Raw genomic sequence first — 12625 nt, 5'->3', positions numbered from 1 at the left:
AGCCATTGTTCGCTCCCCGTCGGTCTGCGCCCGATGGAGCGCAGGCTCAACGGTGAGGCTTGCGCGTTCTGCTGCTACGGCTGTTGTATCGCCTTTCAGGTGAAGAGCGGCAGACACGAAGAGTGGGAAGCCGCCTGGCTTCTGATCCAGCTCGGCGTCGGAGGCTTTCTCTCCATGAATATCATGATGTTCAGCCTCCTCCTCTATTCGGACGCGTTCACCGGCGTCGATGCGGGCGTGCTGCCGTGGATTCACTTTTTGCTCTGGATCTTCGCCACGCCGGCGGTGGTGATTCTCGGCGGACCCTATCTGCGCGACATGTGGCTCAATGGCATTCAGGGACGAGTGACGTCGTCGGCACTCATCGTGCTTGGCGTCGCTGCCGCTTACCTCTATTCGGCATTTGCCGTGTTCGAGGGCAGCACGCATGTCTATTTCGACACCGCCGTGATGGTGCTGATGCTATTCACAGTTGGCCGCTATCTCGAGGCTGTTGGCCGCGCCAGGGCGGCGCGCGACCTCGAACCTCTTCTGGCCGCAGAAAGCGAGAGCGCGACCGCGGTCGATGGCGCGGCAGAGATCCGCCGTCCGGTGCGGGAGGTGACGGCCGGCATGCTGGTGCGGGTCCGGCCAGGCGAGCGCATTCCGGTCGACGGCGTGGTTGTCGAGGGGGAATCGAACACCGATGAAGCCGTGATTACCGGAGAAAGCCGGCAAGTGACAAAGCGCGCCGGCTCCAAGGTGATTGCCGGCAGTATCAATATCGACGGCCCGCTCCTGATCCAAAGCAGCGGTGACGGAACCGCAACCCGCTGGGCACGGATTTGCCGGTCGGTGCGCGAAGCGCTGGGCCGTCGCAGTCCAACCCAGCGCCTTGCCGATCGCGTCGTTGGCGTGTCCGTGCCGCTCGTCCTCGCCCTCGGCGGGCTGACGATCGTTTACTGGGCCCAGTCATTGCCGTTCGATCGGGCGTTGCTGATTGGCCTCTCGGTGCTGGTGGTTGCCTGTCCTTGTGCAGTCGGCCTCGCTGCTCCGATGGCGATATCGCTCGGCATCGGCCGGCTGGCGCGGCACGGCTGCCTCGTCCGCGACCCCGGCGTGCTCGAGACCCTGGCGCGTGTACGGTTGCTCGCCTTCGACAAGACCGGCACTCTGACGGCGGGCAAAGCGCGTCTCGTCGGCGTCGACCGCGAGGAGGTCGGCATCGACGAAGTACTGGCGCGCGCCGCCGGTCTGGAGCGCCATTCCGAGCATGGTCTGGCGCGGGCCATCGCGGCAGCCGCCGCTCAGCGGGGCATCACGCCGCTCGTCACCCGCGAGGTCCGGATGGTTCCCGGCCGTGGCATCCGCGGCAGCGCCGAAGGCCGGCCCGTGGCGGCAGGGAACGGCAGATTGATGAATGATCTGGGCTGGCCGCTTCCCCCGTCGCTGGCCGAGCGTGCGCGGTCGCTGGAGGCGAGCGGTCATTCGGTGGTCTATGTCGGTTGGGGCGAGCGGGTTCACGCCGTGCTGTCGCTCGATGATTCGCCGCTTCCCGAGGCGCAGGCCGCGATCGCGGCCCTGCGTGAGCGCGGGCTCGACGCCACGCTGTTGACCGGCGACTTGGCGCAAGCGGCGGAGCGGATCGCGGCCCTGGTCGGGATCAAGGACGTCCAAGCGGGCCTTTCGCCGGAGGCCAAACGGCTGGCCCTGGATCGGCTCCGCCATGACCACGATGCGGTGGCAATGGTCGGCGATGGACTGAATGACGGGCCAGTTCTGGCCGCCGCAGATGTCGGTATTGCCGTCGGCTCCGCCACCGATCTCGCCCGCGAGACTGCGGCGCTCGTGCTGCCTGCGGACGGATTGTGGATGCTGCCCTGGATCGTCGACGTGGCCCGCGCGGTGCGCAGGACCATCTTGACCAACCTTATGTGGGCGTTCGGTTACAATCTCGTCGCCCTGACGTTCGCAGCATTCGGACTTCTGCAGCCAATCCTTGCGGCGGCGGTCATGGCCGGCTCGAGCATCCTCGTGGTGGTGAATTCGCTGCGGCTGGAGCGGCTGCCCGATCCTGTTGCAACGCTGATCCCGGAGCAACGATCAGGCGCCGAGGCGGAGCGCGCCCAGAATGGTGCCGGCATTTCCGCAATGGCCGGCCCGGCCGTCGAGCGGAGTTGAGTTTCGTTTCAGCCAAACACGTCGTGCGTGAAGGCGTCGTACCAGCCTTCCGCCGCGCGCGCTGCCTGCCGGCGGACCTCGGAGCTTTCCTCGACCTTGCTGACGAAGCTGATGACGCTCTTGAGCTTTCCGTCGACGGGCTTGAAGCTGATGGCGTTGCTGAACGCATCGTCGGGGGCGAGATAGGTGTAGCAGGTGTTGAACAAATGCGCCGGGAAACGCGCTGATCCGGTGAGATCGGCCGCGATGGCAAAGGCGCAGGCTTTGGCCTGGCTGTTGGCGCAGAAGGCGGATTTCGGCATATCCCCGCCGATGATCGCGTCGCCGACCAGATGGACGCCGGGCTGCAGCGCCGATTCGAAGGTGACCGGATCGACCGGACACCAGCCCGACTGATTGGCGAGCCCTGCCTGCTGCACCAAGCGCCCGGCCATTTGCGCCGGGATGACATTGGCCACCGCGGCCTTGAATGTTGCTCCCTCGGTGATCACCGACCGGGTCTTCGCGTCGATCGCCGTGACCCCGCCAGTGAACTGGGCCGGTAGCCATTCGATCATTCCCGGATAGTGGCGGTTCCAAGCGTCCTGGAACAGGTCCTGCGCGTTGAAGCTGTCTTTCGAATCGAGGATCAGAATTTTGGCCTTGGGTTTGCTGCGCTGGAAATAGGAGGCGATGAGCGAAGCGCGCTCATAGGGGGCGGGCGGACAGCGAAATGGATTCGGCGGGACGACGATGACGAATAGGCCGCCGTCCTCCATGCTTTCCAATTGCTGGCGCAACAGGCTGGTTTGCGGCCCTGCATTCCAGGCGTGCGGCATGATCTCCATCGCAGCTTCGTCATAGCCCCTAAGCGCCCGATCCCTGAATGCGATGCCTGGCGCAACAACGAGACGGTCGTAGCTGAGCTTCGAACCGTTGTTCAGCGCAACGGTTTTCGCCGCCGGGTGAATCGCTTCAGCGGACTCATGAATGACGGTGATGCCATATTGTTTTGCCAGCGCTTCATAACCATGACTGAGCGATTTGAACGGGCGGAGCCCGGCGAGATAGAGATTGCTGAAGAAGCAGGTCGTGTAGCTCTGTCGCGGTTCGACCAGGGTCACCTCGATAGCCGTGGCGCTGACGGCGAGATATCTGGCGACCGTTGCGCCGCCGATGCCGCCGCCGATCACGACGACACGCGCCTTGGCCTGGCCCCGCGCCTTCGGCTGGTTGAGCGCCGTTAGCAACGCTGCTCCAGTCAGGCGGCCGAACTCGCGACGCGTCCAGAATTTCATGGCGCGCTACTTTCCCTGCGCTGCGACATAGCGCGCGACGCTCGCGATCTCCTCGTCGCTGAGCGACAGCGCGATAGCGTGCATGATGTGATTTGGACTCTCGCTCGCCCGGTAGGCAAGCAGGGCGTTGGTGAGCCTCTCCTCACCAAGCCGGATGATGCTGGGAATGCCTGTGCCGCCGCCATCGAGGCGATGGCAGGACGCACAGGTCGCGGCGAGTTGAGCGCCTTGATCGGCCCCCGCCGCCGCGCCGGATTGGCTGACGAGAAGCACGAGGCCCGTGGCAATCGCAGATCTCGCGACGGGACGCATGCTGAATACCCGTCTGTTTCGGAGTTTTCCGGTCACGCTCCCACTCAACTTGTCACGCCATAACTCGCGCAGCTCGATTGCGTCGCCACCTCAACCGACCGTGAGCCGGTGCGACAACGTGTAGACGGCACCGCCGTCCTCCTCCCATACGAAATCGAGCCGGCCGCTCTCCGTCGCGCGCAGGGAAAATTCGAAGAACGGGTTAGCCGAAATCGCCTCGTGGAGATCGACGCTGAACACCACGGATTGGTTGTAGCGGCAGACAAACCTGTTGATGATCTTGCGCGGGATTACATTGCCTTGATCATCATGGCGCAGCCCTGTTTCCATCTCATGGCTGATGATGGTCTTGACCTGAAAAAACTCTCCCTTCGCCGCAGCGCTCGGCACGATCACGCGTGGTGTTGCGGTAGTCACTGTCTCTCTCCGTTCTCAGGCACAGCCATCTGTGGCGACACGGACCCACGTCGTGGTCATCAGCAAATTGCCGTCATTCATTTCGGCGACAGCGATGACATGCTGCGGTTTGGCAAGGCGGATGCGGGTCGACACGCGGGGCAGGCTGCGTTGGGGGACGAAATGGAAACTGGCGACTTCGATAAGCGGGTTCCGCGGCGCGAACACGCGCATTTGCCTCACATGGTCGGCCTCAGTCATGGGGCTGTCGATGTAAAGACTCATGGGCACGGTATAGCCGGTCGGGAAGTATGTCGGCATTATCAGGTGAAGGCGATCCGACACCGTGGCTGTCCGTCCGGTGAACTGTTCGACGAGATCCAGCGCTTCATCGTTCGCACGCGCGCTCTGCGGCGATAAGAGCGCGACTCCGGCAAACCCTGCACTCCCGGCGATCAACACATCCCGGCGCGTCAAGCTCATCATCCCGGTCTCCGCCTTTTTTGCGTCACTCCGAAGACACACATCAACAGCGGCAGGAGGCGGCGCAATCGGACACATCAGTGCGGCAGCTTCGAAGTTTAGCACCGCCAACCGCTGCGAGCAAATCTCTTAGAAGTGCCCAAGATCTCTTAGCCGCCCTCAAAACGGTCAAGACATTGCAGGAAAAGGACGCTCCTGCGTTTGTCGGATTTCTAAGCACGCTCTTGCCCGGCTATCAGACGCTCGAACTAACTGGAGCGCTCTGAACAGCGCCAGCGCAATGTCGGATTTACAAGCATGTGCGACATTCATGATAAGGCTGAAGAAGGACCGGTTAAGGTCATAAATTCCGGTTCCGGACTAATGGGTCGCACCGCACGATGTCGCGGCGTCGCCGAGCGATTTGGACCCACGCGCTGGCTCGTCTCAGTCTCGGCTAGTCCGACTAGAGATCAGGCGCACAACATTTCGGAGGACAACGTGCACCAGAAGCCGACATTGCACGTTGAAGGTCAGGTCAGCGTCTTGCTAGTGACCTTCAATTCAAGAAATGCCGAACTCTCGGTTGCTTATTATCCCCTGTCGCAAGAACGGGAATGCCCCTGAAGCCAGGTCATCGCCATTGCCACCAAACCGGGCGGGATTGGCGTCATTCATGGGCCTTGCGGCCATTATGCTATTAGGCCCGCGCTAAGGGCTGAGTTTTGCGGAACAAGCCGACGCATGGGTCCGTTTCCTGCGTGCCAAGAGCATCACGACTGCAGCTTGGTCGAGCTATAAAGCCTCGGTGTGCCACTGCACATGTGAGGCTTCGTTATGCGCGACGCTACTCATGCGCGGAGCCACTCATGGAAGAGTTCCTACTGTTCGCAGCCGTCGGGTTTCTGGCCCAGGCGGTCGATGGTGCTCTAGGGATGGCCTATGGCGTGATCTCTTCGACGGTGCTCCTCACCTTCGGGGTGCCACCGGCACAAGCATCAGCTTCAGTTCATGCTGCGGAATTGTTCACCACCGCCGCTTCCGGATCGGCTCATCTTTATCATCGCAACATCGATTGGAAACTGTTTTGGCGACTGATCCCCTTTGGTGTCGGCGGCGGTATGCTCGGCGCTTTCGTACTCACTTCGTTTGACGGAGATCAGGTCAAGCCATTCGTTACAGCATATCTCGCGGTTATTGGGAGCTGGTTACTATATCGGTCGTTTCATCGTATCCCCACCAACCCCGTGAAGCTGAAAATCGTGGCGCCGTTGGGCGCAACCGCCGGATTCCTGGACGCCGCAGGCGGTGGGGGCTGGGGTCCTGTTGCCACCACCGGTCTACTCGGCGCGGGTGGACAACCGCGATTCGTTATCGGCACGGTCAATGCGAGCGAGTTCCTGATTGCACTTTCAGTGTCGCTGAGCTTCCTCGCCACGATTGTAACCGGCCATTGGGAGCAAGCCGGCGAATTCCGCGACCTAACATCTGTTGCCGGACTGATCGTTGGAGGCGTTTTAGCGGCGCCGCTGGCGGGAAGGATGGTCAAGACATTGCGGGAGAGGACGCTCCTGCGGCTTGTGGGATTTCTGATCACGCTTTTGGCCGGCTACCAGACACTCGAACTAACTGGATTGCTCTGACCGTGAGACAGTCGAACGGAGGCAAGGAAATGAGCACTTCGACCAGGATCGGCATCGGAGCGGGCTGGCTGGGCGGCGCGATCGCCGGATTCATGCTCGATGCCGGTGTCGTCAAGCCACAAGATCTTGCCTTCTCCTATCGGCAGACGAGGCCCGATTGCGGCGGAAGCTCGCGCTGGATCGAGGTGACATGGATGACCACGCCCGAGCCTTGCTCCATCATCATTGGCAACAGGGCAGATCAAGCAGGGTTCATCGGCTTCGCGCGAGGATGATTTGGAACGACGGGAAGACCAAAGACGTTCGTGCATATTGCATCCGCTAGCCACAGGTCTAACGCTTGCTATTCTCAGTAGTTCGAGGCGTACCATGTTTCGCAACTCGGGCATCATTTCTCTGCCTCGCCCGCTTGAGCGTCGTGTGGACACTCTTGCCCAGTCGTTCATGCGCCAGCGGCTCGGATCTCAGATGGACTTCTCGACTCCGGAAGGCGAGCCGGCGCTGTTACCACCCAACTCGGTGTCCTGGCGCATTTTTAAGAACCCTGTTGCGCTGTTCATCGGCGGGGTAACGGCGGTGCTGCTCGAATTGGCAGAGCCGCGGGTTCGCGACGCCATTTGGCAGCACAGCAGCTTCCGCTCCCTCGCGCTCCGACGATTGCAGCGTACGGGCCTCGCTGCTTTGGTCACGGTCTACGGCCCCCGATCCAAGGCTAAGGCCATGATTGAAGATGTGGTCAGGATGCATGGGCGCGTTTCGGGTCGAACCAGCGAAGGCGAGCCATACCACGCCACCGACCCGGAGCTGCTGGACTGGGTGCAAGCGACGGCCGAGTTTGGTTTCATGGAGGCCTATCACGTCTATGTGCATCGTCTGCATTTTTTCGAACGGGACGCGATGTTTGCTGAGGCTCGCCCCGTGGCGCTTCTCTATGGTGCGGTCGGCGCGCCCACGTCTCAGGCCGAGCTTTACGCGCTGTTCGACGTGATGAGGCAAAGACTCGTCGCGTCGCCGATCGTGTCGGAGTTCCTGGAGATCATGGAAGAAGTTCCCGCCTTGCCGGGAGTTGCTCGACCCCTTCAGCGGCCGCTTCTGAAGGCGGCCGTCGAGATCCTACCCCAATGGGTCCGCAAGCGGTTGGAACTCGGCGACCGCTGGACCTTGAAGCCGTGGGAGCGTGCTGTTGTGAAGACGACGGCTGCAATCTGCGACAGCACCGTGCTTCATTCATCACCAGCCGTCCAGTCGTGCCGCCGCCTCGGCCTTTCCGAGAGCTATCTCTATCGCCGAACGGCATCCGAAAACCTACACAGAACCGGACAGTGTTCGTTCCTTGACTAAATGTCAGGCACGCGTCGTGATCGTGTCCCAGGGAGTGGTGTAGCTGACGGCTTGGTCGCCGCGCTCTCCGGCATGGGGCCGGGCTGATCAGCGTGCCACGGCTGGCAGGCTGATCAGAAGGATCATCGCTCATTTGGCTGATGGTTTCCAGCGTCATGTATCTGGCGCGCTGCACGGCCCATTCGTCGTTCTGTTCGAGCAGGATCGCGCCAACCAGGCGGACGATGGCGTCATCATTTGGGAAGATGCCGACGACCTCGGTGCGCCGCTTGATCTCGCCGTTGAGGCGCTCGATCGGGTTGGTCGAGTGCAGCTTGGCGCGGTGCTCCTTGGGGAAAGTCATGTAGGCAAGCACGTCGGGCTCGGCGTCGTCCATGATTGTCGCCAGCTTCGGCACCTTCGGCCGGATCTGGTCGGCGACGGCGCGCCATTGCGTGCTTGCGGCCCCGGGCGTTTCCTGGGCGAAGGCGGTGGCGATGAAAGCGGAGACGACGCGGCGCCCGCTCTTGCCGGCATGGGCCAGCACGTTCCTCATGAAGTGGACGCGGCACCTCTGCCATGTCGCGCACAGCACCTTGGTGACGGCCGCCTTGATACCTTCATGGGCATCGGAGACGACGAGCTTGACGCCGCGCAGGCCACGGCGGGTCAGCTTGCGCAGGAACTCCGTCCAGATCGGCTCGGCCTCAGACGTGCCGACCTCCATGCCCAGCACCTCGCGCTGGCCGTCCGCGTTGACGCCGACAGCGATGATGACGACGACCGAGACGATGCGGCCGCCGCGGCGCACCTTCAGGTAGGTGGCGTCGATCCACAGATATGGCCAGTCGCCCTCGATGGGACTTTCAAGGAACGCTTTGACCTTGCCGTCGATCTCTTCGCACAGCCGGCTGACCTGGCTTTTTGGAGATGCCGCTCATGCCCATGGCCTTGACCAGGTCGTCGACCGAGCGGGTCGAGATCCCCTGGACGTAGGCCTCCTGGATGACGGCGGTCAGCGCCTTCTCGGCCATGCGGCGCGGTTCGAGGAAACCGGGGAAGTAGGAGCCCTTCCTGAGCTTGGGGATGCGCAGCTCGACGGTGCCGGCGCGCGTGTCCCAGTCGCGCTCGCGATAGCCGTTGCGCTGGGCCGTGCGCAACGGGCTCTTCTCGCCATAGGCGGCGCCGGTGGCGGCGCCAACCTCCAGCTCCATCAGCCGCTCGGCGGCAAAGCCGATCATCTCGCGCAAGAGATCGGAATCCGGAGTCTTCTCCACGAGCGCGCGCAGGTTCATCATGTCGTCGGTCATCGATGGTTCCTTCGAATCAGGTTGGTGTCAGCAACCCGACCTTACCGGCGAACTGTCGATGACCACCGCAAAGCCGCTCGCTCGCTACAGCGCTATCGAGGGCGCGCCCGCGAGCGGCTTCGCTACCGCCGAGCTACACCACCTGTGGGGACGCGACCCGCGTCGTGCAGACGTTCAGCTTCTAGTTAACGCGTCTTGAAGGCACGAACTCGATAGCCCACTGGACGGCGGGGCGTGACGCAGGCCCGCCAAGCAGATGCGAACAAACTACCGGGCGGCTGCGGGCAACAGTGAAGCCGTCGTACCGTCAAAACCGGCATGGGCCGGCTCGTGGCCGGAGCCGCCGCCCGAGATGACCGTGTAGCCCTTCTCGGTGACTGTCAAAGTCACGATCCTGATCCGCGGGTCCAAAAGCGCCTCCAGCAGCTGAGCGGGGCCCGCCGGTGCGACAAGAATATGGCCGATAGAACCGACTATCCGAAAGGCTCGTCTGTTCATCTTGACGACTGACAACTGTGTACAAACCATCTTGGGGAGCAAGCGCGTCCCGCGTGTCCGAACTCCGGAGCAGGCTGCAATCATGCCCCAATCGAGTTGTCCCGCGGCCAGGCAATCATCCGTATAGATTGCCTGATGGGCCCTGTGCCAGTTGCCGATACCGAGATGCACGATTCCGGGCGTCACACTCCGTCGATCGTACCGAGGAATTTGGACACCGGCTGATGCGAGCGCCAAATTGGCGTGAGAAAGACGATTTTCCATTGTATGCAGCTCAATCGAAATGGAGACCACCGTTCATATCGATAACCTCGCCCGTGATGAAACCGGCTAGAGGAGACGCGAGGAATGAAACGGTGTGGGCGACTTCTTGAGGTTCGCAAAATCTCCCGACCGGGATTTGAGCAAGCTGGGCCGCGCGCTGTTCGTCGTTGAGCTGTTCGGAAACCATCGGCGACATTACGTAGGCGGGCGCAATTGCATTCGAGGTCACGCCCTGGCCAGCGGTCTCGCGGGCAATTGAAAAGGTCAGCCCGATCATCGCGCTCTTCGAAACTGAATACGCCGTCCCTGCGGTCAAGCCTCCGCTTTTGGCGGCATAGGAGGAAATATTGATCACCCGACCCCACCGTTTCGAGCGCATCCCTGGAAGAAATATCTGGGCGAGAAGGAATGCGGCTTCTACGTTGACTATGTTGACCCTTCGCCATTCCTCGATCGAGGTATCTGCCATTTTGTGGTTCGACAGAATGCCAGCATTGCATTATCAATCAGTGCAAACAATATATAATCCTGGCATCACTTTTGTGAAATTATCAGCTTTATTACTTACCTCTACTTTCCAATATGCTTTCTGCGTGGGTGAGCGCTTCAAAGGCACCAGGCTTAGGCCAAAACTCCTAGTCCTCAAGAATCGGGACTTGCGGCTAAGTGGCGTGACGCCAATAGTAGAAGAAGGCATCCTCGATAGTGGGTGTCGCGATGTAGCGGTCTAGCGACTTGAACCCCCGACATCTGCACCGGAACATTCTGCCGCATCTTACCCTGTCCGATTTGCAGGTCGCTACTCGCCTTTCCCGAACGAGCCGGCGAGGCAGCTTCCGCACCACGCAACATCTCTTATCTAGGGCAACACGATCTCTTCATTACCGGATGGTGCGGGATGTGGATTTGTTGTGCCGACTGCAATATGGCCCCGTTTATCGGGACTGAGGCTTGTCGAAACAGTCAACCGTCTGGATTTGATATCGTTGTGCTGTTTCGATGCCGACGTTGTCGAGGCCGCGTCTATGAAGAGTGACACGCTTTCGTACCCACCCCGCGGCCTCTCTCGTGAGGAAGCAGCGCGCTATGTCGGTGTCGGATCGACACTATTCGACGACATGGTTGCTGACGGCCGCATGCCGAGGCCTAAGCACGTCAACAGTCGCGCGATCTGGGATCGTGTGGCGCTCGATATCGCTTTCTCCGCCCTGCCAGACAAAGACAATGGTCTGCAACAACTATTGGAGCGGAGCAAACGAGAGCCGACAAGGAGATAAGCAACTACGCACATTGCGTATACGCTGCAGGCGTAGTACAGTCACCGCCTGAGCGGATGAGATGATGTGAACGACAATGAAAAGCTCGCGCGAGAAGTGAAAGCCTGGCGGGCGAAGGGAGGATTCACCGCCGAGAGTGCAGCCAACGTCTTGGGAATACCGAAACGCACTCTTGAAGGTATAGAGCAAGGTCGTGGCTTCCCTTACCCGGTACTTCTGCGCGTTGCTATAGAAAGCAAGACCCTTTCGCTTCAGGCAATGCTGGAGGATTCCTCGCCTGTGAAGCAACGGCAGCGGAAAACTCAAAGTGAGATCTAATGGCCAGATCATTCAAAGATGTCCGCTACCCCGGCGTTTCGTCGCGCATCAAGAACGGAAAGCTCGTCTATCGCTATCGCGGCAAAGGAATGCCCGAAATTCGGCTTCCTGGCAGACCAGGCGATCCTGAGTTCGAAGCCGCCTATGAACAGGCAACGCAAGGCCAAGGTCAAAAGGCCGTCATCATTGACTTGCCCGGTCTGGCGTTGCCAAAGACATTTGGTCATGCTGCGCGCCGACTTGAAGCGACGATGGAATGGCTGGACTTCGACGAAGCGACGCAGCAGAAGAATGCCCGGCTTATTGAACGCTTCCTTCGGATGCAGGTCGATCCTGCCTATCCGCTGACTTGGCGCAACACGCCGGTGGAACATCTCGATGCCGACCATTTGCGTGCGATTATCGAAAGTGTCTTTGCCACCAACCGGACGGTTGCCAAGCACCTGCTGGTGGCAATCAAGAAGCTCCTATGGGTGGCGATCGAAGTTGAGAAATGGATCAAGCCGCAGGACGATCCCTCGCTGTCGATCCGTGTCCGCATTCCAAAATCGACTGCCAATCCCGCCTGGCCGATCGCCATTCGTGAAAAGTTCGAGGCGCACCATCCAATCGGATCAGCGCCGCGCACCTGCTATGCGCTCGGTTTCTGGCTCGGGAACCGACGCGGCGATATCGCCTCACTGGAATGGGACGATTTGGTCCTCGAGGAGATCGAATTGTTCGATGGCTCCTTGGAAACAATCGAAGCCTTCGACTTCCGACAGCAGAAAAATCGCAACCGTCATGGCGGGCGCGAGATGTTCATCCCTGTTGTGGACAAGCTGGCGCAAGCTTTAGTGCCATTAGATCGCTCTAAGGGTGGGACGGTATTGAAGCACGCCTATGGGCGTCCGTTCTCCAAAAAGAGCCTCACTGGCATGATGGCACATTGGAACAAGCAGGCCGGCATCCCGGAGGGCTACACCCTGCACGGGCTGCGCCGTACCTTCGGCACGTATCTCGCCGAATGCAACATCCAAGCCCGCACTATCATGGAGGCGATGGGGCATTCTTCAATGACGGTAACAGACCACTATGTGCGAGAGGCCAATAAGAAACGGATGGCTGTCGATATCGCCCGCGCCATCAACGAGCGGGAAGCCAAACGCGACGCCATGAAGCAACGGATACCTCTGCGCGTCATCAAATGAGTGAATCAACCCGACCAAGCGGAGGGTGGCACATCGGCCGCCCTTTTTTGGGCCCATGATAGGCCCAAAACGTTTTGGGCCGAGGCGTATTTTCCTCAATAAAATCAATGGTTATGGTGGGCCCGGAGGGACTCGAACCCCCAACCAAGCGGTTATGAGCCGCCGGCTCTAACCATTGAGCTACAGGCCCCACGGCGT

The 12625-nt window shown here is 60.7% G+C and carries 13 protein-coding genes, 1 tRNA gene and 2 pseudogenes; 7 read left to right on the top strand and 9 right to left on the bottom strand.

From position 1 onward, the window contains the following. Window positions 1-33 precede the first annotated feature (33 nt). Entirely contained in the window at window positions 34-2160 is a 2127-nt protein-coding gene (locus NKH29_RS26730; RefSeq protein WP_023718675.1) for a heavy metal translocating P-type ATPase, read from the top strand. Between the two features lie 8 nt (window positions 2161-2168). On the opposite strand, the gene NKH29_RS26725 is transcribed toward NKH29_RS26730, so the two are convergent. The 4 genes from NKH29_RS26725 to NKH29_RS26710 are packed head-to-tail and all read right to left on the bottom strand — an operon-like array spanning window position 2169 to window position 4631. Continuing rightward, window positions 2169-3437, bottom strand: a complete 1269-nt coding sequence (locus tag NKH29_RS26725; protein ID WP_023718676.1) for an NAD(P)/FAD-dependent oxidoreductase — start codon at window positions 3435-3437, stop codon at window positions 2169-2171. A 6-nt stretch (window positions 3438-3443) separates the two neighbouring features. Beyond that, a complete protein-coding gene (locus tag NKH29_RS26720; RefSeq protein WP_352547756.1) occupies window positions 3444-3785 on the bottom strand; it encodes a c-type cytochrome in 342 nt (113 codons plus the stop codon). A gap of 54 nt (window positions 3786-3839) precedes the next feature. After that, window positions 3840-4142: a thiosulfate oxidation carrier complex protein SoxZ gene (soxZ, locus tag NKH29_RS26715; RefSeq protein WP_084642623.1), complete on the bottom strand. Its 303-nt coding sequence runs from the start codon at window positions 4140-4142 to the stop codon at window positions 3840-3842. 39 nt (window positions 4143-4181) lie between these two features. Beyond that, window positions 4182-4631 carry a thiosulfate oxidation carrier protein SoxY gene (locus NKH29_RS26710; protein ID WP_023718679.1) on the bottom strand — a complete coding sequence of 150 codons (450 nt, stop codon included), beginning with the start codon at window positions 4629-4631 and terminating at the stop codon, window positions 4182-4184. Between the two features lie 845 nt (window positions 4632-5476). Here NKH29_RS26710 and NKH29_RS26705 point away from each other — a divergent pair. The 3 genes from NKH29_RS26705 to NKH29_RS26695 all read left to right on the top strand — a co-directional run bounded on the left by NKH29_RS26705 (window position 5477) and on the right by NKH29_RS26695 (window position 7591). After that, window positions 5477-6250, top strand: coding sequence for a sulfite exporter TauE/SafE family protein (locus tag NKH29_RS26705; protein WP_023718680.1), 774 nt, complete (start codon window positions 5477-5479; stop codon window positions 6248-6250). 29 nt (window positions 6251-6279) lie between these two features. After that, on the top strand, window positions 6280-6525 hold the full coding sequence (locus tag NKH29_RS32735; protein WP_023718681.1) for a hypothetical protein: 246 nt from the start codon (window positions 6280-6282) through the stop codon (window positions 6523-6525). Between the two features lie 94 nt (window positions 6526-6619). Continuing rightward, a complete protein-coding gene (locus NKH29_RS26695) occupies window positions 6620-7591 on the top strand; it encodes an oxygenase MpaB family protein (RefSeq protein WP_352589338.1) in 972 nt (323 codons plus the stop codon). 87 nt (window positions 7592-7678) lie between these two features. On the opposite strand, the pseudogene NKH29_RS26690 reads toward NKH29_RS26695, so the two are convergent. From NKH29_RS26690 to NKH29_RS26680, 4 genes and pseudogenes are all read right to left on the bottom strand, one after another. Continuing rightward, window positions 7679-8880 (bottom strand): annotated as a pseudogene (locus NKH29_RS26690) (IS256 family transposase). 267 nt (window positions 8881-9147) lie between these two features. Beyond that, window positions 9148-9270 carry a hypothetical protein gene (locus NKH29_RS32730; RefSeq protein WP_352495923.1) on the bottom strand — a complete coding sequence of 41 codons (123 nt, stop codon included), beginning with the start codon at window positions 9268-9270 and terminating at the stop codon, window positions 9148-9150. A gap of 27 nt (window positions 9271-9297) precedes the next feature. Then, window positions 9298-9642: pseudogene (locus NKH29_RS26685) on the bottom strand (mannitol dehydrogenase family protein); the annotation flags it as partial. A 10-nt stretch (window positions 9643-9652) separates the two neighbouring features. Then, the gene (locus NKH29_RS26680) at window positions 9653-10126 is read right to left on the bottom strand and encodes an SDR family NAD(P)-dependent oxidoreductase (protein ID WP_280940413.1); all 474 of its coding nucleotides are present in this window, start codon (window positions 10124-10126) and stop codon (window positions 9653-9655) included. Window positions 10127-10667: 541 nt separating this feature from the next. On the opposite strand from NKH29_RS26680, the gene NKH29_RS26675 reads away from it, so the two are divergent. The 3 genes from NKH29_RS26675 (at window position 10668) to NKH29_RS26665 (ending at window position 12427) form a co-directional block, all read left to right on the top strand. After that, a complete protein-coding gene (locus NKH29_RS26675) occupies window positions 10668-10919 on the top strand; it encodes a hypothetical protein (RefSeq protein ID WP_031193920.1) in 252 nt (83 codons plus the stop codon). A gap of 66 nt (window positions 10920-10985) precedes the next feature. Continuing rightward, complete coding sequence (locus NKH29_RS26670; protein WP_023718689.1) at window positions 10986-11237, top strand: helix-turn-helix domain-containing protein; 252 nt, start codon at window positions 10986-10988, stop codon at window positions 11235-11237. Continuing rightward, entirely contained in the window at window positions 11237-12427 is a 1191-nt protein-coding gene (locus NKH29_RS26665) for a tyrosine-type recombinase/integrase (protein WP_353000976.1), read from the top strand. The genes NKH29_RS26670 and NKH29_RS26665 overlap by 1 nt, the downstream gene beginning before the upstream one ends. Window positions 12428-12541: 114 nt before the next feature. On the opposite strand, the gene NKH29_RS26660 is transcribed toward NKH29_RS26665, so the two are convergent. Continuing rightward, window positions 12542-12617: transfer RNA gene (locus NKH29_RS26660), tRNA-Ile, on the bottom strand. Window positions 12618-12625: the final 8 nt, after the last annotated feature.

The sequence above is a fragment of the Mesorhizobium sp. M1295 genome (genome assembly GCF_040318135.1).
GTDB lineage: Bacteria > Pseudomonadota > Alphaproteobacteria > Rhizobiales > Rhizobiaceae > Mesorhizobium.
This window is presented reverse-complemented; position numbering and strand designations above follow the sequence as displayed.

Bases quoted from the DNA above. Each gene is read 5' to 3' on its own strand.
- NKH29_RS26730 (WP_023718675.1), top strand. From the start codon at position 34: ATGGAGCGCAGGCTCAACGGTGAGGCTTGCGCGTTCTGCTGCTACGGC.
- NKH29_RS26725 (WP_023718676.1), bottom strand. From the start codon at position 3,437: ATGAAATTCTGGACGCGTCGCGAGTTCGGCCGCCTGACTGGAGCAGCG.
- NKH29_RS26710 (WP_023718679.1), bottom strand. From the start codon at position 4,631: ATGATGAGCTTGACGCGCCGGGATGTGTTGATCGCCGGGAGTGCAGGG.
- NKH29_RS26705 (WP_023718680.1), top strand. From the start codon at position 5,477: ATGGAAGAGTTCCTACTGTTCGCAGCCGTCGGGTTTCTGGCCCAGGCG.
- NKH29_RS32735 (WP_023718681.1), top strand. From the start codon at position 6,280: ATGAGCACTTCGACCAGGATCGGCATCGGAGCGGGCTGGCTGGGCGGC.
- NKH29_RS26695 (WP_352589338.1), top strand. From the start codon at position 6,620: ATGTTTCGCAACTCGGGCATCATTTCTCTGCCTCGCCCGCTTGAGCGT.
- NKH29_RS26675 (WP_031193920.1), top strand. From the start codon at position 10,668: ATGAAGAGTGACACGCTTTCGTACCCACCCCGCGGCCTCTCTCGTGAG.
- NKH29_RS26665 (WP_353000976.1), top strand. From the start codon at position 11,237: ATGGCCAGATCATTCAAAGATGTCCGCTACCCCGGCGTTTCGTCGCGC.